This is a genomic window from Amycolatopsis umgeniensis (genome assembly GCF_014205155.1).
GTDB lineage: Bacteria > Actinomycetota > Actinomycetes > Mycobacteriales > Pseudonocardiaceae > Amycolatopsis > Amycolatopsis umgeniensis.
On the sequence record NZ_JACHMX010000001.1, the window covers coordinates 6,755,250 to 6,774,444 of the forward strand.

Here is a 19,195-nt window from a genome sequence, read left to right on the forward strand (position 1 = left end):
GCTCCCGCTTGAAGTACAGGAAGGCCCCCTTCCTTGCGCCTGGCGCAAGGAAGGGGGCCTTCCTGTACTTGGGAAGGTGCGAAGGTCGAGTTTCCTCGGCTGAGCCGCGTGAAGGAGTCCTTCACGCGCAGCCGCAGTGACTGCTGGTGCGCGTGGGGCCGGTGTGGCGATCCGCAAGGCCGTGAAGGCCTCCTTCACTACCTTCAGGGTAGGCAAGGGGCCCTTCACGGACCGGTGCCACGAACAACCGCAGCCGGAACCCAGTAGGTGGCCAAGACACTCTCGGTTCCAACCGTCCTAGCCGCTCACGAGGCCCCAAAGATGTCCGGTGGCTCCCCGGGCACGATGCCTTCCGTAAACTCGTTGTGAGGACGAGCCGAGGGAGGTGCGGATGGCCAACGCGGAAGAGCGCCGCTTCGAAGTGCTGCGCGCGATCGTCGCCGACTACGTGTCCAACCAGGAGCCCGTCGGGTCCAAGGCGATCGTCGACCGGCACAACCTCGGGGTGTCGAGCGCCACCGTCCGCAACGACATGGCGGCGCTCGAAGAAGAGGGCTACATCACACAGCCCCACACCAGCGCGGGCCGGATCCCCACCGACAAGGGGTACCGGCTGTTCGTCGACCGGATAGCCGAGGTCAAACCGCTGAGCACGGCCGAGCGCCGGGCCATCACGGCGTTCCTCGACAGCGGCACCGACGTCGACGACGTCCTGCGCCGGTCCGTCCGGCTGCTCGCGCAGCTGACCAGGCAGGTCGCGGTCATCCAGTACCCGATGATGACCAATTCCGCCGTCCGGCACCTGGAAGTGGTGCCGCTCACCCCGGCCCGGCTGATGCTCGTGCTGATCACCGATTCCGGCCGCGTCGACCAGCGCACGGTCGACCTCGGGGACGTCATCACCGAGGAGAACGTGGGCAGGTTGCGCACGGTGCTGAACGGGGCACTGGCCGGTCGCCGGCTTTCCGAGGCCGCGGCGGCGGTCGCCGAACTGCCGGAGAAGTCGCCGGGCGAGCTGCGCGACAACCTCACCCGTGTCTGCACGGTGCTGGTGGAATCGCTGGTCGAGCACCCCGAAGAGCGGCTGGTGCTCGGCGGCACGGCGAACCTCACCCGCAACGTCTCGGACTTCCCCGGATCGCTGCGGCAGGTGCTGGAGGCGCTCGAGGAGCAGGTCATCGTGCTCAAGCTGCTCGCGGCCGCCCGCAACCCCGGTGCGATCACCGTGCGCATCGGTGAGGAAAATGAAGACGAGCAGATGCGCAGCACCTCGGTGGTGTCCATCGGCTACGGCATGGACGACCTGCTGCTGGGCGGTATGGGCGTGGTCGGGCCGACCAGGATGGACTACCCGAACACCATCGCCGCGGTGCGCGCGGTGGCGAACTACGTGGGGCAGATCCTCTCCGGCCGCTGAGCCGCGTTGAGGTCGAAGTCAGAAGGAGAAGGCGAAGACGGTGGCGAGGGACTATTACGGCATTCTCGGGGTTGCGAAGAACGCGACTGATCAGGAGATCAAGCGCGCGTACCGCAAACTGGCCCGTGAACTGCACCCCGACGTCAACCCGTCGGAGGACGCCCAGCACCGTTTCGGCGAGGTGACCACCGCGTACGAGGTGCTGTCGGATCCGCAGAAGCGCAAGGTCGTCGACCTCGGCGGGGACCCGATGGACGGCGGGGCGCGCGGCGGAGGCGGCGGGGACCCGTTCTCGGGCTTCGGCGGTCTCGGCGACATCATGGACGCCTTCTTCGGCGCCGCGGGGGGTGGCGGCGGACGTGGCCGTGGCCCGCGCAGCCGCGTGCAGCCCGGCTCCGACGCGCTCATCCGCCTCGGCCTGACGCTGGAGGACTGCGCGACCGGTGTCGACCGCGAGATCACCGTCGACACCGCCATCGTCTGCGACCTGTGCCGCGGCGCCGGCTCGACCGAAGGCACCGGCAGCCAGACCTGCGACACGTGCGGCGGCGCCGGCGAGGTCCAGTCCGTGCAGCGGTCGTTCCTCGGCCAGGTCGTCACCGCCCGCCCCTGCCCGGTCTGCCGCGGCTTCGGCGAGGTCATCACCGACCCCTGCCGCCAGTGCGGCGGCGACGGCCGGGTCCGCGCCCGCCGCAACGTCACCGCCAAGATCCCGCCGGGCGTCGGCGACGGTATGCGCATCCGGCTCTCCGGCCAGGGCGAGGTCGGCCCCGGCGGCGGCCCGGCAGGCGACCTGTACGTCGAGATCGACGAGGCGCCGCACGAGGTGTTCGTCCGGCAGGGCAACGATCTGCACTGCAACTTCCGCATCCCGATGACCACCGCCGCCCTCGGCGCCACGGTGCCCATCGAGACACTCATCGACGGCGACTACGAACTCGACATCGAGCCGGGCACCCAGCCCGCCACCGAACTCGTGCTCACCGCCAAGGGCATGCCGCGGCTGCGGTCCTCCGGCCGCGTCGACGGCCGCGGCGACCTGCACGTCCACATCGACGTCGTCGTGCCGACGAAACTCGACGACGCCCAGCGAGACCTCCTCGTCGACCTGGCCCAGCAGCGCGGCGAAGACGTGCCTTCGCTTTCCTCGAACGGTTCCAAGCCCGGCGGGCTGTTCTCCAAGCTGCGCACCAAGAACCACCGGTAACCCGTGCCCGAGACGACGCTGCCGGTCTTCCTCACCGCCGCGCTGCCCGGATCCGGGCGCACCACGCTCGACGGCGAGGAAGCCCGGCACGCCGCCACCGTCCGGCGGCTGCGCGTCGGCGAACGTCTCGTGCTTTCCGACGGCGAAGGCGGCATGGCGCGCTGTGTCGTCGAAGCCGTGCAGGCCGGCCGCGACGCGGCACTCACCCTCGCCATCGAGGAACACTGGATCGAGGAACCGCCCGCACTGCGCGTCATCGTCGCCCAAGCACTCGCCAAAGGCGACCGCGGCGAACTCGCCGTCGAACTGGCGACCGAAGCGGGCGCCGACGCGATCGTCCCCTGGCGCGCCGCCCGCAGCGTCGCCCGCTGGGAAGAAGGAACCCGCGGCGACAAAGCCCTCACCCGCTGGCGCGCCACCGCCCGCGCCGCCGCCAAACAAGCCCGCCGCGCCCACGTCCCCGAAGTCGCCGAACCCGCGAACACCCGCGAACTCGCCGAACTCGTCCAGACCGTTTCCCGCGCCTTGGTCCTCGAATCCGGCATCACCACGCGGCTCACCGAGATCGAACTCCCGCCACAAGGCGACATCCTCCTCATCGTCGGCCCCGAAGGCGGCATCACCGACGAAGAACTCACCACCCTCTCCGACGCCGGCGCGACCGCCATCCGGTTGGGCCCCACCGTTTTGCGCACCTCCACCGCCGCCGCCGTCGCCCTCGGCGCACTCGGAGTTCTCACCGACCGCTGGAAGTGAAAAAACACCCCACTAATTTGCGGCGAGTTATGGCGCGATCACGCAAACAGCCGTTACTCTCGTTAACTGACGCGCAACACACGGTTTCGGCGCGCCACTGGGGATTGAGCCCGGTCGCGCGTGTGAATCCCCGCCGGGCACCTCCCCCCTCGGTCCGGCGGAGCCGCGGCGACGGTGGAGCGACCCCCAGGCTCCACCGCGCCGCGGCGTCTTCATTTGGGGGCTTCGCAGGCTCCGCCCCAAATTCGACTGCCGCGGCGCGGTTCCGCGTGTTGACCCGGGGGGCCGAGCCCCCCGGACCCCCACGGTGCGTGAAGCGGCGGTTGGTCTTTGGGTTCGGCGTTGGGCCTGGCGGCCCTCGCCTGGTGAGAGAGAAGTGCGGAGTGCGTGGAGGTCACGTGAGTTCCGAGTCTGATCACGTGAGATCCGGGTTTGGGCACGTGAGTTCCGCGTCTGATCACGTGAGTGCGGGTGGGGGATAGGGTGGGGGGATGAGTGACGCGGAGACGTTGTTCGAGCGGATCATCGCGGGGGAGATCCCGTCCGAAAAGGTGTACGAGGACGCGACGACTTATGCGTTTCGGGACATAGCGCCGCAGGCGCGGGTCCATGTGCTCGTGGTGCCGAAGAAGCGGTACCGCAATCTGGCCGAGTTGGCCGCCGGTGATCCGCAACTCCTGACCGATATGGCCTTGGCGGCTCGTGAGGTGGCGGTCGCCGAGGGGATCGCCGAGTCCGGCTATCGGGTGGTGTTCAACACCGACGGTGACGCCGGGCAGACCGTCTTCCACGTGCACGCGCACGTGCTCGGCGGCGAGCAGCTGGGTCATTTCGGACGCTGAGGCGCGCGGCCTGCGGAAACCGGACTGCGTGCCGCCACCCTCAACCAGTAGCATCGACCTTGTCAGTGTCGTTGAAAATCGCAGCGTAAGCGCAGGAAGTAGGCCCGAGGCCACGTGGCCGGAACCGTACCGGGCGAAGCCGCCCGACCCGACGTCCCCGCGGACGTCACAGCGACGAAGGCCGACGAGGCCGCCGTCACCGAAGCGGCCCAGTCCCGATTCCCCATCCCCGACGCCGCCGCGCTCAGCCTGCTCGGCTCGAGGGACGAAAACCTCCGAGTCGCCGAGGAACTCCTCGCCGCCGACGTCCACGTCCGCGGCAACGAGGTCACCTTGACCGGCGCTCCCGCCGACGTCGCCTTCGCCGAACGTGTCTTCGCCGAGCTCGTGACGCTCGCCGGCCGCGGCCAGCAGGTCGACCCGGCCACCGTCCGCCGCACCGTCGGCATGCTCTCCACCGGTGACCACGAGTCACCGGCCGAAGTGCTGAGCATGAACATCATCTCCCGGCGCGGCAAGACGATCCGGCCCAAGACGCTCAACCAGAAGCGCTACGTCGACGCCATCGACAAGCACACGATCGTGTTCGGCATCGGCCCCGCCGGTACCGGCAAGACGTACCTCGCCATGGCCAAGGCCGTCCAGGCCCTGCAGGCCAAGCAGGTCAGCCGCATCGTGCTGACCCGGCCCGCGGTCGAAGCGGGTGAGCGCCTCGGCTACCTGCCGGGCACGCTCAACGAGAAGATCGACCCGTACCTGCGCCCGCTCTACGACGCGCTGCACGACATGGTCGAGCCCGAGTCGATCCCCCGGCTGATGCAGGCGGGCACCATCGAGATCGCGCCGCTCGCGTACATGCGCGGCCGCACCCTCAACGACGCCTTCATCATCCTCGACGAGGCGCAGAACACCACGCCGGAACAGATGAAGATGTTCCTCACCCGGCTCGGGTTCGGCGCCAAGATCGTCGTCACCGGCGACGTCACCCAGGTCGACCTCCCCAACGGCCAGAAGAGCGGCCTGCGGGTGGTCCGGGACATCCTCGAAGGTGTCGAGGACCTGCACTTCGCCCAGCTCACCAGCCAGGACGTGGTGCGGCACAAGCTCGTCGGCGACATCGTCGACGCGTACGAGAAGTGGCAGGCAGTGCAGGACAGCCAGGATCAAGGCAGTGGCTGGAAAGGGCAACGCCGTTCATGAGCATCGAGATCGCCAATGAATCGGGCGTGAACGTCGACGAGACCTCCATCGTGTCGGCCGCCCGTTTCGCCCTCGACAAGATGGAGGTCAGCCCGCTCGCCGAGCTGTCCATCCTGCTCGTCACCCTCGAGGTGATGGAGGACCTGCACGAACGGTGGATGGACCTGCCCGGTCCCACCGACGTGATGGCCTTCCCGATGGACGAGCTCGACTCGTCGCGCCGTCCCGACGCGCCCGACGCCTCACCCGCGCTGCTCGGCGACATCGTGCTCTGCCCGGCTTTCGCGAAGGACCAGGCCAAGACCGCCGGGCACGCGCTGATCGACGAGCTGCACCTGCTCACCACGCACGGCGTGCTGCACCTTCTGGGCTACGACCACGCCGAGCCCGCCGAGGAACGCGAGATGTTCGGCTTGCAGAAGCGGATCCTCGGCGAGTTCCAGGCGGCCGTGGCCGCGGTGAACCGGCGCGACGCGCAGCGCACCGCGGACGACAGGCTCCTCGGCACCGCCGGTCTGGACACCGTTCCCGCCGACGACCCCCAGGCCTAGGCGGGCGCCGAAATGGGTAGTCCCACGGCACTGCTGGTCATCGCCATCGCGCTGATCCTGCTCGCCGGGGTGTTCGCGGCCGCCGACGCGGCGGTCAGCACGGTCTCCAAGGCCCGTGCCGACGGCCTCGTCCGGCTCGGCCGCCCCGGCGCGCGCCAGCTCGCACTGGTCATCGCCGAACGCCGCCGCCACATCAACCTGATCCTGCTGCTGCGGATGACCTGCGAGCTGACGGCCACCGTGCTGGTCACCGTCGACATCCTCGGCTGGATCGAGCCCCTGTGGCTCGCCATCGTCGTCGCCGCGGGCGTGATGGTCGTGGTGAGCTACGTGCTCATCGGCGTCGGCCCGCGCACCCTCGGCCGTCAGCACCCGTACCGGATCGGCCTGGTCGTCGCGGGCCCGGTCCGCGTCCTCGGTTCGATCCTCGGCCCGCTCAGCAGGTTGCTGATCGTCCTCGGTAACGCCATCACCCCCGGCCGAGGTTTCCGCGAGGGCCCGTTCACCTCCGAAGTCGAACTCCGTGAGCTGGTCGACCTCGCCCAGGAACGCGGCGTCGTCGAGGAATCCGAACGCGAGATGATCCACTCGGTGTTCGAACTCGGCGACACCGTCGCGCGCGAGGTCATGGTGCCGCGGACGGAGATCGTCTGGATCGAGCACGACAAGACCGTGCGCCAGGCGCTCGCGCTGGCCCTGCGCACCGGGTTCACGCGGCTGCCGGTGATCGGCGAATCCGTCGACGACATCGTGGGCGTCGTCAACATCAAGGACCTCATGCCCGCCTACATGGCCGAGGGTGGTCCGCAACGCGTGGTCGAGGAGCTGATGAACCCGGCGAGCTTCGTGCCGGACTCGAAGCGGCTCGACGATCTGCTCAAGGAGATGCAGGTCTCGCACAACCACATGGCGATCGCCGTCGACGAGTACGGCGGCACCGCCGGCCTGCTCACCATCGAGGACATCCTCGAGGAGATCGTCGGTGAGATCACCGACGAATCCGACACCGACGAACGTCCCGAGGTCGAGGAACTCGACAGCGGCGCGGTCCGCGTCTCGTCCCGGCTCTCGATCGACGACCTGGGCGAACTGTTCGGGATCGACCTCGAAGACCATGACGTGGAGACCGTGGGCGGGCTGCTCGCCGAGCGACTGGGTAGGGTCCCGCTGCCGGGGGCCGAAGCCGAGGTCGCCGGACTTCGGCTGTTCGCCGAAGGCGGTAAGGACCGGCGCGGGCGGATGCGGATCACCACGGTGGTCGTCCACCCCGCCGACGCGGAAGCGGTGAACGACGCGGCCCAGGGCAGGCGCCGCACCCGGATCCCGCAGCCCGATGAAAGTGACAGGAGTGTCGAACATGCCTGAGCTGGACGCCGAGGACGAGAAGCTGGTGACCCTGGCCAGGTCCGCGCGAGCCCGCACCCAGGCCGCCGAAGGCGCCGCGCTCCGCGACACCGACGGCCGGACCTACGCGGCGAGCACGGTCGACCAGCCGTCGTTCAAGCTCACCGCGTTGCAGGCCGCCGTCGCCGCCGCCGTTTCGAGCGGAGCCGAAGGAATCGAGGCCGCCGTCGTGGTCACCGCCGAAGGCCTGCTCAAGGAGGCCTCCGTGCACGCTGTTCGCGACATCGCCGAAAAGGCGCCCATTTATCTCGCAGATCCCAGTGGCAAGGTGCTGAACTGATGTCCGAGCCGCATCGTTCCGGTTTCGCCTGTTTCGTCGGGCGGCCCAACGCGGGGAAATCCACGCTGACCAACGCGCTCGTCGGCAGCAAGGTGGCGATCACCTCCAGCAAACCGCAGACCACCCGGCACGCCATCCGCGGCATCGTCCACCGCGAGGACGCGCAGCTGGTGATCATCGACACGCCGGGGCTGCACCGGCCGAGGACGCTGCTCGGCGAGCGGCTCAACGACATCGTCCACTCGACATGGTCCGAAGTGGACGTTGTCGGACTTTGTGTGCCCGCCAACGAAAAAGTCGGTCCCGGTGACCGGTTCATCGCCGCAGAACTCAAGAAGATCGCCAAGCGAACCCCGGTGATCGGTGTCGTCACCAAGACCGATCTCGTGAAACCCGAACAGGTCGCCGAGCAACTGCTCGCCCTGCAGGAGGTCATGGAGTTCGCCGAGCTCATCCCGGTGTCCGCTGTGGACGGTTTCCAGGTCGGCGCGCTCGCGGATCTGCTGGTGCGCCACCTTCCCGAAGGCCCGCAGCTGTACCCGGGCGGCGAACTCACCGACGAGCCCGAGCAGACCCTGGTCGCCGAGCTGATCCGCGAGGCCGCGCTGGAAGGCGTCCGTGACGAACTCCCGCACTCGATCGCCGTCACCGTCGAGGAAATGCTGCCGCACGAGGGCCGGGACGACATGATCGACGTGCACGCGTTCCTCTATGTGGAACGGCCGAGCCAGAAGGGCATCATCCTCGGGCACAAGGGGGAGCGTCTCAAGGACGTCGGCGCCCGCGCCCGGCAGCAGATCGAGGGGCTCCTCGGATCGAAGGTGTACCTCGATCTGCACATCAAGGTCGCCAAAGAGTGGCAGCGTGACCCCCGTCAGTTGCGACGACTGGGCTTCTGACTGAACGGAATGTCTCGATTCGGTCGCGGAGACCGGTTGATGATGTGGAACCGGACGGGTGACCTTAGAGTCTCACTCCTCGACTCCGGTGATCGCTGATCGGGCGGCGGCGCGCGGGTCGATTTCCACATCTCATTCGTGAAGGGAAAGCGGTAAATGACCGACAACCAGGGCCTGCCCAACTACTCCGGCGACCCTCAGGGCGGTGGCGGCTTCAACAACCCCGGCCCGCCGCCCAACAACAACCTGGTGTGGGGGATCCTCACCACGATCCTGTGCTGCCTGCCCTTCGGTATCGTCTCGATCGTCAAGGCGACCCAGGTGAACACCCTCTGGGCTCAGGGGCAGCCCGCCGCCGCGCAGGAGGCCGCCGACGCCGCCAAGAAGTGGGCCATCATCGCCGCGATCGTCGGCGTCGTGATCGGCATCCTGTACCTCGTCCTGGTGGTCGCCCTCGGTGTCTTCTCGGCTTCGGTCGACGTGAGCAACTACCGCTGATAGAGGCAACCGAGGGGGAGACCTCATGACCGACCAGTACCCGAACTACCCGCCTCCGGGCGGGCCTCCGCCGCAGCAGCCGTACTACGGTGGCATGCCGAACTACGGCCCGCCGCCGGACAACAACCTGGTGTGGGCCATTCTCTGCACGGTGTTGTGCTGTCTGCCGCTGGGTATCGTGGCGATCGTGAAGTCGAGCCAGGTCCAGACGCTGTGGTCGCAGGGCTTCCACGCCGAAGCCCAGAAGGCCGCCGACGACGCGAAGAAGTGGTCGATGTGGGGAGCGATCTCCACCGGCGTTCTTTTCCTGCTGTACATCATCTTCATCGTGGTGATGGTCATCATCGGCGCTTCGGCGGGAAGCTTCACGCCGTGACGACGTCCGTCTACACGGGATTCCCGGCGCGCGGGTTCAAAGCACGGGCCCGCGCGCTGGGGCCGCCCCTGGCCATCGCCGCGGGCGCCGGTCTCGGCTGCGTCGCCCTCTGGCTGGGCGATCCCACCACTCCCGGCGGACCGCTTCCGGTCTGTCCCACCAAGGCACTGCTGGGCATCTCCTGCCCCGGTTGCGGTGGCATGCGCATGGTCTACAGCGTGCTGCACGGCGACATCCCCGCCGCGCTGCACTACAACGCGGTGTCCTTTGTGGTCGTTCTGCTCCTGGTCTGGAGCACCGTCGCCTGGGCCGTCGGCCGGTTCCGCGGCCGCGCGATGGACAGCTGGCTGCACTGGCGCTGGACGCCGCTCGCGTTCGGTGTCGTGTTCGTCGTCTGGTTCGTCATCCGCAACCTGCCCTTCGCCCCGTTCACCTCGCTCCACGTCTGAGTACCGGGCCGAGCCCCGGATCGTCGGTGGCACCGAGTACGCTCCCGCGCACCGGTCTGCTCGGCGTGTACCCATGCCGTACATTCAGCCCGGGTCGCCGCACGAAGCCCCGTGCGCCAGGGGCGAGGAACCAGCGAGGGGATTTCGATGACCACTCCCTACGGCCAGCAGCCGCCGGGACAGCAGCCGCCGCCCGGGTCCGGGCCCCCGCCGGGGGACGGGCAGCCGCAGTCACCGCAGCCGCAGCAGCCGTTCGGACAGTCGTCGTCGGGTGAGCAGCCCTCGCCGTTCGGTCAGCAACCCCCGCATGCTCCCCAGGGTGACCAGTCTTCGCCGTTCGGTCAGCAGCCGCAGCAGCCGTTCGGCGCGCAGCAGCAGTCGCCGTTCGGGCAGCAGCCGCAGCAGTCGTCACCGTTCGGCCAGCAGCAGGGCCAGCCTTCCCCGTTCGGACAGCCGGGCCGGCAGGCGCCGTTCGGCCAGGCCGCCCAGTTCGGTCCGCGGCAGGACTACGCCCACTGGGGACTGCGAGCGGGCGCGACCCTCATCGACTTCGGGCCGATCGTCGTGCTCCCGATCATCGGCTCCATCATCTCCGCGACGGCGTCTTACACCGTCGGCATGATCATCGCCGGTCTCGGCTACCTCGCGGGTCTCGGCTGGACCATCTACAACCGGTGGATCCAGATGGGAACCACCGGCCAGTCGCTCGGCAAGAAGGTCCTGAAGATCAAGCTCGTCCGCGAGGCCGACGGGCAGCCGATCGGCCCGCTGATGGCCTTCGTCCGGGATCTGTGCCACAACCTGGACGGCTGGGTCTGCGGCCTCGGTTACCTCTGGCCGTTGTGGGACCAGAAGAAGCAGACGTTCGCCGACAAGATCCTCAGCACCGTCGTCCTCCCGGCCGAAGCCGCCGCGCCCGCGTCGGCGCCGTTCGGCCAGGCCCCGGGATTCCCCGCGCCTTCGCCGTCGTTCCCGGCGCAGCCCGCTCCGTTCGGGCAGCCCCAGCAGCCGTTCGGCGCGCAGCCCCAGCAGCCGGGTCAGTTCGGGCAGCCCCCGCAGCCGTCCCAGCCTTTCGGTCAGCAGCCGCAGGGAACCGCGGCGCCGTCCCCGGAGTCCCAGCCCGGACCGGGCTTCGGCGAGGCCGAGCCGACCCAGGTGCTCCGCCCTGGTCAGCAGGAGCCTCCACGGGCACCGTCAGGGTTCGACGAAGCCGAGCCGACGCAGAAGATCACGCCGGAGCAGCTGAGGCAGCAGTTGCCCGGCGCGGACGGGCCGAAAGGGCCCGGAACGCCGCAGCAGTAGCGAACGACCGGCGGGATCCACCCGCCGGGAAGCACGACACAAGTGGGGAACCCGATGACGAACCCGTACGGCCAGCAGCCCGGCTACGGCCAGCAGCAGCCCTATGGCCAGCAGCCTCAGCCCGGATACGGACCTCCGTCCGGCGCCACGCCCGCACCGTACGGCCAGCCTTCGGGGGCGAACCCGATGCCGTACGGTCAGCCGGCTCCGTACGGTCAGCCTTCGCCCTATGGCCAGCCCGCGCCCTACGGTGCTCCGGGCGGTATGCCCGGAGGCGGCGGCGACATCAACTCGATCCCCGACTACAAGGGCTGGGCGATCGGCTGCATCTTCCTCTGCTGGATCATCGCGATCTTCGCGATCATGAAGTCCAACGAGGTCAACACGTACAAGATGCAGGGCAACTACGCGGCCGCGGCGGACGCGTCGAAGTCGACGAAGACCATGTGCATGATCGCCTCGATCATCGGTGGCGTCGGCTGTCTGTTCTCCCTGCTCTGGATCATCGTGGCCGCCGCGTCGTTCTAGTCCTAATAACAACGAGGAACACTTCACATGACCAACCCTTACGGCCAGCAGCAGCCCTACGGACAGCAGCCTGGCTACGGGCCCCCGTCCGGCGGCATGCCCGCTCCCTACGGCCAGCCCGCCCCGTACGGCCAGCCCGCTCCCTACGGAGCCCCGGGCGGTATGCCCGGCGGTGGCGGCGACATCAACGCCATCAAGGATTACAAGGGCTGGGCGATCGGCTGCATCTTCCTCTGCTGGATCATCGCGATCTTCGCGATCATGAAGTCCAACGAGGTCAACACCTACAAGATGCAGGGCAACTACGCCGCCGCGGCGGACGCGTCGAGGTCCACGAAGACGATGTGCATGATCGCGTCGATCATCGGCGGCCTCGGCTGTGTCGTCGGCATCGTCATCTTCATCTTCACGATCGTCGCGGCTTCGACGGCGACCTACAGCACCTGTTACGGCAGCTACTGCTGATTTCGGGGCGCACCACCCCGATGTCGGTCCCGGGTGGGACGATGTCGGGGTGGTGAACCTCTATCGCGACACCGGAGTGGTGTTGCGGACGCACAAGCTGGGTGAGGCCGACCGGATCATCACCCTGCTCACGCGGCGGCACGGCAAGGTCCGTGCGGTCGCGAAAGGCGTGCGTCGGACGTCATCGCGTTTCGGGGCCCGTCTCGAGCCGTTCGGGCACGTCGACGTCCAGTTCTACACCGGCCGCTCCCTCGACGTGATCACCCAGGTCGAGACGGTCGACGCCTTCGCGTTGCCACTGGTGGCCGATTACCAGCGCTACACCGCCGCGAGCGCCATCGCCGAGACGGCGGACCGGTTGTCCGCCGAAGAGGGCGAACCGGTGCTCAAGCTGTACATGCTCGTCGTCGGCGCCCTTCGAGCGCTCGCGGGCGGTGAACGGGACAGTTCCCTCGTCCTCGACGCCTTCTTCCTGCGGGCCATGGCATACGCGGGCTGGGCGCCCGCGATCACCGAATGCGCCCGGTGCGGTCTGCCCGGACCGCACAAGGCGTTCAGCGTGTCCGCCGGCGGCTCGATGTGCCCGGATTGCCGGGTTCCCGGCTGTGTCCACCCCTCCCAAGAGGTGCTGACCCTGCTCGCGGCGCTCCTGCACGGCGAGTGGCCGGTGGCCGAAGCGGCGCAGCCGGTGCCGCGGCGGGACGCGTCCGGCCTGGTCGCGGCGCATCTTCAATGGCATCTGGAGCGGCAGTTGCGCTCACTTCCGCTGGTGGAGAGGCGTGCGCGGGAGGGCGCCACCGGAGCGCAGTAGGGTCGCAGGCACAGGTTCACTCGATCAGGAGGCTCGAAGGTGCTGCGCAGGGGACGCGAGAACAAGGCGTCACAATTCGAGCTTCGCGCGCCGGAGCCGCACGAGTCCGGTGCCCGGCCGCCGGAGATCCCCCAGGAACTCCTCCCGAAGCATGTGGCGCTGGTGATGGACGGCAACGGCCGCTGGGCCAACCAGCGGGGCCTGCCGCGGATCGAGGGCCACAAACGCGGTGAAGCGGTGATGATCGACGTCGCCAGCGGTGCCGTGGAGCTGGGCGTCAAATGGCTCTCGGTGTACGCGTTCTCCACCGAGAACTGGAAGCGGAGCCCGGAAGAGGTCCGCTTCCTGATGGGCTTCAACCGCGACACCATCCGCCGCCAGGTCGACTACCTCGGCTCGATCGGCGTCCGCATCCGCTGGGCGGGCCGCCGTCCGAAGCTGTGGGCGAGCGTCATCAAGGAACTGCAGGTCGCCGAGGAAAAGACCAAGAACAACACGGCGCTGAACATGACCATGTGCGTCAACTACGGCGGCCGTGCCGAACTGGCCGACGCGATGCGCCGGATCGCCCAGGACGTCGCCGACGGGAAGCTGAACCCGGACAAGGTCACCGAGAAGACCATCGGGAAGTACCTGTACCAGCCCGACATGCCGGACGTGGACCTGTTCCTGCGGCCGTCGGGGGAGCAGCGGACGTCGAACTTCCTGCTCTGGCAGTCGGCCTATGCCGAGATGGTCTACCAGGACACACTCTTCCCGGACTTCGACCGCACCCACCTGTGGCGGGCGTGCCTCGAGTTCGCGAAACGGGACCGCCGCTTCGGCGGGGCCATCGACAAGGCTTCGGAAGGAACTTCATGACGACCGAAGCGGCGGACACGGCGGCTTTGCTCACCGCCGCACGAGAAGCCCTCGAGCGCTATCTCGAAGTCCACGTCGACGACGACGGCGCGCTGACCTTCTCGCACGCGGACGTCCCGTGTGTCATCCAGGCGACCCGGCTGGCCGAAGGACTGACGGTGCTGAGCCTGACCTGCGTGGTCGCCTGGGATCTGCCGGACGACCCGGCGATCGCGGCCTCGGCGGCGGAACGCGCCGGGCAGGGGCTGTTCGGGACGCTCGGGGTCGTGCGTTCGGAGAAGGGGCTCGACATCACGCTGAGGTACGCGTTCCCGGCCGAGGGCATGGACTCCTCGCCGCTCGGGACGCTGCTCATGCTGGTCATCTCGACCGCTTCGCAGCTGCGCACCGATCTGCTGGGCACCGCTCCCGGGGAGTGACCGCCGGGACACAGGGTCACCTGGCATCATCTCGCGCATGGAAACCATTTCCAGGAGCGCCCCGGAGAAGAAGCCGGCCCGGCGGTTCAAGATCACCTCGATCGAGGTGCTCTGCGCGATCCTGCTGATCGCGATCCTCGGGCAGAGCTGGCTCCAGCAGGTGTTCGACGTGCCCGCGCTGCGGACCGGCTCGACGGTGTTCGTCGCCGTCTGCGTGCAGGCTTTGCCGTTTCTGGTGCTCGGGGTGCTGATCAGCGGCGCGATCGCGGCGTTCGTCCCCGCGCGGGTGCTGGAGAAGGTGCTCCCTCGCCGGGCCGGTGCGGCGGTGGGCGTCGCGGGGCTGGCCGGGGTCGCCCTGCCGGGCTGTGAATGCGCGTCCGTGCCGGTCGCGCGACGGCTGATGGGCCAGGGTGTCGCGCCCGCGGCCGCGCTGACGTTCCTGCTGGCCGCTCCCGCGGTGAACCCGGTGGTGCTGGTCGCCACGGCGGTGGCGTTCCCCGGGAATCCGGAGATGGTGTTCGCCCGGTTCGCCGGTTCGCTCGCCACCGCGATGGTGATGGGCTGGTTGTGGGCGAAGTGGGGCAAGCTCGACTGGATCGCCGAGCGGGCGCTGCGGCGGCTGCCGGAGGTCCGGCACGGCTCGCGGTGGAAGACCTTCGCCGAGACCGCACGGGGCGATCTGGTCGAGGCGGGCGGTTTCCTCGTACTCGGCGCGATGATCGCGGCCACGATGAACGTGCTGGTGCCCGCCAAGTGGTTCGGGGTGCTGGGGGAGCAGATCGTGCTCGGGGTGCTGGTGATGGCCGTGCTCGCCGTCGTCCTGGCGCTGTGCAGTGAGGCCGACGCCTTCGTCGCCGCGTCGCTGACCGCGATGCCGCTGCTGCCGAAACTGGTCTTCCTCGTGGTCGGGCCCGCGATCGACGTGAAACTGTTCGCCCTGCAGACGGGCACCTTCGGCAAATCCTTCGCGCTGCGGTTCGCGCCGGTGACGTTCGTCGTCGCGCTGTCGTGCGCCGTGATTTCGGGCGTGCTCATCCTCGGAGGTGGCGCGTGAAACGCGAGACCCAGAACATCCTGCTGATCCTGCTCGGCGGGGCACTGCTCAAGATCACGATCAACGGCGACTACCTGCGCTACGTCAAACCCGCGCAGCAGCCGTGGATCATCGCGGGCGGCGCGGTGATGGTCGCGCTGGGCGCGGTCGCGATCGTCCGCGACCTGCTGGCCGCGCGGGCCGCCGCCGTCGCTTCCGGGGACGTCCACGCGCACGACCACAACACCCGATCCGCCTGGCTGCTGATGGTGCCGGTGCTGGCCGTCTTCCTGGTCGCGCCGCCCGCGCTGGGTGCCGACTCGGTGACCAGGACCGAGGCCAGGGCGCCGCAGAGCGCGTCGGCGAGCAACGCGGCCGCCTTCCCGCCCCTGCCCGCCGGCGACGTGGTGCCGCTGGAGGTCAACGACTTCGTCAGCCGCGCGGGCTGGGACAAGAGCGGCACGCTGAACGGGCGCACAGTGCGGCTTTCGGGGTTCGTCGTGCACAACGAGGGCAACACGATGCTGGCCAGGATGGTCATCGGCTGCTGTGCGGCCGACGCCTTCCCGATCACCGTGCGGCTGGTGGGCGACGGGGTTTCGGCGTTCGGCGACGACACCTGGCTGGAGGTGACCGGGACGGTCGTGCCGGGTACCGCGGTGCGGGAGAACAGCTACATGCCGGACTTCACGCTCACTTCGGTGAAGCAGGTTCCGGCGCCGAAGGACCCTTACGAGTACTGAGGGCGCTCGATGGTCGCGGGACCGGTCCGTGAAGGCCTCCTTGCCTACCCTGAAGGTAGTGAAGGAGGCCTTCACTACCTTCGTCTGACTTGCGTGAGGACGGTGGTTGCGCGGGTCCATCCGGTCGCGGACCGGTGGCAGGCAACCCGAGTGGGGAGGATTTGGGACGTTGAACGTCCCAAATCCTCCCCACTCGACCGCGCCGGCATCCAGCACAGGGGATGGGGGGCGCTCAGTGCCCAGATCCCTGAGCGACGGGACCGAGCGTGAAGGATTTGGGACGTTGAGTGTCCCAAATCCTTCACGCTCGACCGCCGGCCACGCCAGTGGGCAAGCAAATCGGGGGTCGCCAAGGAGGCCTTCACGTACTCAAGAGAATGGCGCCTCGGTACCGACGTCAGTGATTCGAGCAGGTTCCGACTATCTCCACGGTGTGGCTGATGTCGGAGAAGCCGTGCTCCGAAGCGATCTTCTCGGCCCAGCGTTCGACGGCCGGCCCCTCGACCTCGACGGTGCTGCCGCACAGACGGCACACCAGGTGATGGTGGTGGTGCGACGAGCAGCGCCGGTAGATGGCCTCGCCGGTATCGGTGCGCAGGACGTCGATCTCGCCGGCCTCCGACAGCGACTGCAGCGTCCGGTATACCGTGGTGAGGCCGATGCCGTCGCCGCGTTTGCGCAGCTCGTCGTGCAGTTCCTGGGCGGAACGGAAGTCGTCGATCGCCTTGAGCAGCTCGACCACGGCGGCCCGCTGTTTGGTCGACCGGCGTCCCGGCACCGGCGCGGAACTGTTGGCCGTCGTCGGACTCATGCTCACTTCCCCTCCTGAACGTGGGCTACGGCGTCCACCACGATATGCGCAAGGTGATCGTCGACCAGTCGGTACACCACCTCACGGCCGCGTCGCTCACCCTGTACGACACCCGCCGTCTTGAGCACCCGCAGGTGCTGGCTGATCAGCGGCTGCGCCACATCGAGCGTGTCAACAAGTTCGTGCACGCACCTGTCCGCGTTACGCAGTTGCAGGACGATCGCGATACGCACGGGTGCTGCGAGCGCCCTGAGCAGGTCGCCGGCGTCCGCGAGGACGGCGGCCGAGGCCGACGTCGCGGGCTCGGCGGGGGGACGGGCCGTCGAATGCGGACCGGGGTCTTCCGTGAAGCCCGGGGCGGCGGAGTCCGGGGTCACCGTAGCCATTGCCGCCTCCATGTCCATCATGATTTCCGAAGTCATTGCCAGTAACAGTCCAGCCCATCTTAGTGTTCCCGCCACCGGTGGTCTGTTCGCCGACCGGGCGACCACTTGGCGGCTACGTTACTGCTCCATTCGGGTGACTTAGCAAAGAAATGACCATTCCACTTCGCATGTGGTCGCTAACGGTGCAAGGTTGTCGCGAGGGTCTGAGAGGCAGTGGGGAGACATGACTCGTTTCGTGACGAAGCTGGCCGCCGCGACGGCGGCCTTCGCTTTGGCGTCGGTTCCGGGGCTCGCCTCGGCGCAGACGACGCAGGCCGTCGATGAGAAGACCGGCCCCGTGTCGTTCGCGAACGTGGCGTCGGTGCGCATCGGGGACTCGGGATCGCTGATCACGGAGACGCAGCGGTCACCGCTGACGCCCGGCCAGTCGAAACTCTCCCCGGATCGCACCGTCGTCCCCCTCAACGACGGCGAGCGGAACACCTTCGGCAAGAAGTGGGACATCAACCTGGGCCGCTACGGGACGCAGAGCCCGTATCCGGCCGGTATCGCCAGCCGCGACCACAACGTGCTCGCCGCCCTCCAGCAGACCACGGTCCCGACAGCGGTCGCGGAGAGCAACTACGCCCTGATCGACAACGGGAACGGCGGTGCGAAGCCCGCCGACAACACCGTGCTCGTGCTCGAAGGCGCGAAAAGCGCCGTCGACTGCGGTTCGCCCGGCAAGGCGACGTCGTCGACGAGCGTGGGCAAGATCTGGGTGCGCGACAACGGCACGCTGAGGCAGGCCGGTGCTTCGGGCGTCGACGTCAAGGGGCTCAAGCTCGGCCCGCCGTCGGTCGTCGACAACGAGAACATCAGCAAGGACAGGACCACCTCCGACCTGGTCGTGTCCCGGGTGACCGCGTTCGACCAGTTGATCCGGCAGAGCGGCTGGCGCAACGGCGACGTGACCGCGGTGGCCGGCTGGAAACTGGACATCGTCACGCACGTGCGTGACGCGGCGGGCAAGGATCTGCGCGAGGCCCGTACGTCGATCGTGCTCGGCGGCGTGAGCTGCGCGATCCCGAAGAACTTCGTGGCGAAGCCCGCCGGCGGGACCGGCCCGGGCGCGGCGCCCGAGCAGCCCGCGGTGCCGGGGACGGTGCCCGCGGGCGGTATCCCGCCGCAGGCCGCCGACTCGACTCGGACCGTGGTCGGCCTCGGGCTGCTGGGCGGCGGGATCCTGATCGGCGCCGCGGCCATGCTGGTCCACCGTCGCCGCAAACCCGTTCCCGTGCGGGAGAAGTAGCGGCCCCGTGCGGAACTGGCTGGCGGGGTTCTCCGCCGTCGTCTCCGCGCTCGCCATCTCAGCGGGCGTGATCGTGCTGACCTGGATCCCGCCGGAACAGGCGGTCCCGTTCGCGGAGCCCGCCGTCATGCCGGGGGAAGACGGCGCTCCCCTGGCGCTGCCCGCCGACAGTTCGAAGCGCGGGCAGAAGCCCGGCACGATCCGCTTGCCCGAAGGCGGTTCGGCGAAGCTCGTCCGCTCCGAGGTCAACTCCGACGGTGTCCTCCCGATCCCGCGTGGACTCGGCGACGCGGCGTGGTGGGGCGCCCGGCTCGGCGCCGAAGCCGGCACGGCCCTCATCTCCGGGCACGTCAACTGGGGCGGCGCCAAAGGGCCGTTCGACGAGCTGTGGCGGATGCGGGACGGCCAGGAGGTGGCCGTCAGCGACGCCGCGGGCGGGATCTGGGTCTACCGCGTGCGCGAGGTCGTCACCGTGCACAAGAACGACCTGCCCGCGCAGGCGGCGAAGCTGTTCACCCAGAGCGGGCCGCACCGGCTGGTCCTGGTCACCTGCGGCGGCGACTACCTCGGCGGGACGGACGGCTACCGGGACAACCGGGTCGTCGTCGCGACTCCCGTCTCCGGGCCGCCCGCCTGAAGTCGGTGCAACCCACCTCGGCTCGCGAC

General features: G+C 68.8%; 24 protein-coding genes. 22 read left to right on the top strand and 2 right to left on the bottom strand.

Going from position 1 to position 19,195, the window contains the following annotated elements:
* The first annotated feature begins 391 nt into the window (after nt 1-391).
* From hrcA to HDA45_RS31635, 20 genes are all read left to right on the top strand, one after another.
* Nucleotides 392-1,417 carry a heat-inducible transcriptional repressor HrcA gene (gene hrcA / locus HDA45_RS31540; protein WP_101606072.1) on the top strand — a complete coding sequence of 342 codons (1,026 nt, stop codon included), beginning with the start codon at nt 392-394 and terminating at the stop codon, nt 1,415-1,417.
* Between the two features lie 40 nt (nt 1,418-1,457).
* Nucleotides 1,458-2,624: a molecular chaperone DnaJ gene (dnaJ, locus tag HDA45_RS31545; protein ID WP_184901482.1), complete on the top strand. Its 1,167-nt coding sequence runs from the start codon at nt 1,458-1,460 to the stop codon at nt 2,622-2,624.
* Between the two features lie 3 nt (nt 2,625-2,627).
* Nucleotides 2,628-3,380 (top strand): 16S rRNA (uracil(1498)-N(3))-methyltransferase, encoded by a 753-nt coding sequence (locus HDA45_RS31550; protein ID WP_184901484.1) that lies wholly within the window; start codon nt 2,628-2,630, stop codon nt 3,378-3,380.
* Between the two features lie 491 nt (nt 3,381-3,871).
* A complete protein-coding gene (locus tag HDA45_RS31555; protein ID WP_184901486.1) occupies nt 3,872-4,222 on the top strand; it encodes a histidine triad nucleotide-binding protein in 351 nt (116 codons plus the stop codon).
* 114 nt (nt 4,223-4,336) lie between these two features.
* Nucleotides 4,337-5,422, top strand: coding sequence for a PhoH family protein (locus HDA45_RS31560; protein ID WP_184901488.1), 1,086 nt, complete (start codon nt 4,337-4,339; stop codon nt 5,420-5,422).
* Complete coding sequence (gene ybeY / locus HDA45_RS31565; protein WP_184901490.1) at nt 5,419-5,973, top strand: rRNA maturation RNase YbeY; 555 nt, start codon at nt 5,419-5,421, stop codon at nt 5,971-5,973. The genes HDA45_RS31560 and ybeY overlap by 4 nt, the downstream gene beginning before the upstream one ends.
* A gap of 12 nt (nt 5,974-5,985) precedes the next feature.
* Nucleotides 5,986-7,338: a hemolysin family protein gene (locus tag HDA45_RS31570; RefSeq protein WP_184901492.1), complete on the top strand. Its 1,353-nt coding sequence runs from the start codon at nt 5,986-5,988 to the stop codon at nt 7,336-7,338.
* Nucleotides 7,331-7,657 (top strand): cytidine deaminase, encoded by a 327-nt coding sequence (locus tag HDA45_RS31575; RefSeq protein WP_038517063.1) that lies wholly within the window; start codon nt 7,331-7,333, stop codon nt 7,655-7,657. Before HDA45_RS31570 ends, HDA45_RS31575 begins: the two co-directional genes overlap by 8 nt.
* Nucleotides 7,657-8,556, top strand: coding sequence for a GTPase Era (gene era, locus HDA45_RS31580; protein WP_184901494.1), 900 nt, complete (start codon nt 7,657-7,659; stop codon nt 8,554-8,556). Before HDA45_RS31575 ends, era begins: the two co-directional genes overlap by 1 nt.
* 156 nt (nt 8,557-8,712) lie before the next feature.
* The gene (locus tag HDA45_RS31585) at nt 8,713-9,054 is read left to right on the top strand and encodes a CD225/dispanin family protein (RefSeq protein ID WP_184901496.1); all 342 of its coding nucleotides are present in this window, start codon (nt 8,713-8,715) and stop codon (nt 9,052-9,054) included.
* Between the two features lie 25 nt (nt 9,055-9,079).
* On the top strand, nt 9,080-9,430 hold the full coding sequence (locus HDA45_RS31590; protein ID WP_125676138.1) for a CD225/dispanin family protein: 351 nt from the start codon (nt 9,080-9,082) through the stop codon (nt 9,428-9,430).
* Nucleotides 9,427-9,879 carry a DUF2752 domain-containing protein gene (locus tag HDA45_RS31595; RefSeq protein WP_184901498.1) on the top strand — a complete coding sequence of 151 codons (453 nt, stop codon included), beginning with the start codon at nt 9,427-9,429 and terminating at the stop codon, nt 9,877-9,879. Before HDA45_RS31590 ends, HDA45_RS31595 begins: the two co-directional genes overlap by 4 nt.
* A gap of 147 nt (nt 9,880-10,026) precedes the next feature.
* The gene (locus HDA45_RS31600) at nt 10,027-11,181 is read left to right on the top strand and encodes an RDD family protein (protein WP_184901500.1); all 1,155 of its coding nucleotides are present in this window, start codon (nt 10,027-10,029) and stop codon (nt 11,179-11,181) included.
* A gap of 54 nt (nt 11,182-11,235) precedes the next feature.
* Nucleotides 11,236-11,709 carry a CD225/dispanin family protein gene (locus HDA45_RS31605; protein ID WP_184901502.1) on the top strand — a complete coding sequence of 158 codons (474 nt, stop codon included), beginning with the start codon at nt 11,236-11,238 and terminating at the stop codon, nt 11,707-11,709.
* Between the two features lie 27 nt (nt 11,710-11,736).
* Complete coding sequence (locus tag HDA45_RS31610) at nt 11,737-12,174, top strand: CD225/dispanin family protein (protein ID WP_184901504.1); 438 nt, start codon at nt 11,737-11,739, stop codon at nt 12,172-12,174.
* Between the two features lie 49 nt (nt 12,175-12,223).
* A complete protein-coding gene (gene recO / locus HDA45_RS31615; RefSeq protein ID WP_184901506.1) occupies nt 12,224-12,985 on the top strand; it encodes a DNA repair protein RecO in 762 nt (253 codons plus the stop codon).
* Nucleotides 12,986-13,024: 39 nt separating this feature from the next.
* On the top strand, nt 13,025-13,846 hold the full coding sequence (locus HDA45_RS31620; protein ID WP_020629380.1) for an isoprenyl transferase: 822 nt from the start codon (nt 13,025-13,027) through the stop codon (nt 13,844-13,846).
* A complete protein-coding gene (locus HDA45_RS31625) occupies nt 13,843-14,265 on the top strand; it encodes a hypothetical protein (RefSeq protein WP_184901508.1) in 423 nt (140 codons plus the stop codon). The genes HDA45_RS31620 and HDA45_RS31625 overlap by 4 nt, the downstream gene beginning before the upstream one ends.
* A gap of 37 nt (nt 14,266-14,302) precedes the next feature.
* Complete coding sequence (locus HDA45_RS31630; RefSeq protein ID WP_184901510.1) at nt 14,303-15,319, top strand: permease; 1,017 nt, start codon at nt 14,303-14,305, stop codon at nt 15,317-15,319.
* On the top strand, nt 15,316-16,041 hold the full coding sequence (locus HDA45_RS31635; protein WP_184901512.1) for a TIGR03943 family putative permease subunit: 726 nt from the start codon (nt 15,316-15,318) through the stop codon (nt 16,039-16,041). Before HDA45_RS31630 ends, HDA45_RS31635 begins: the two co-directional genes overlap by 4 nt.
* Before the next feature lie 397 nt (nt 16,042-16,438).
* Here HDA45_RS31635 and HDA45_RS31640 read toward each other — a convergent pair whose 3' ends face one another.
* Nucleotides 16,439-16,852, bottom strand: coding sequence for a Fur family transcriptional regulator (locus HDA45_RS31640; RefSeq protein WP_101606092.1), 414 nt, complete (start codon nt 16,850-16,852; stop codon nt 16,439-16,441).
* 2 nt (nt 16,853-16,854) lie between these two features.
* Complete coding sequence (locus HDA45_RS31645; RefSeq protein ID WP_378317079.1) at nt 16,855-17,238, bottom strand: ArsR/SmtB family transcription factor; 384 nt, start codon at nt 17,236-17,238, stop codon at nt 16,855-16,857.
* Nucleotides 17,239-17,461: 223 nt separating this feature from the next.
* On the opposite strand from HDA45_RS31645, the gene HDA45_RS31650 reads away from it, so the two are divergent.
* Nucleotides 17,462-18,529, top strand: a complete 1,068-nt coding sequence (locus HDA45_RS31650; protein ID WP_184901516.1) for a hypothetical protein — start codon at nt 17,462-17,464, stop codon at nt 18,527-18,529.
* 7 nt (nt 18,530-18,536) lie between these two features.
* Nucleotides 18,537-19,166, top strand: a complete 630-nt coding sequence (locus HDA45_RS31655) for a sortase domain-containing protein (RefSeq protein WP_184901517.1) — start codon at nt 18,537-18,539, stop codon at nt 19,164-19,166.
* The last annotated feature ends 29 nt before the right edge of the window (nt 19,167-19,195 follow it).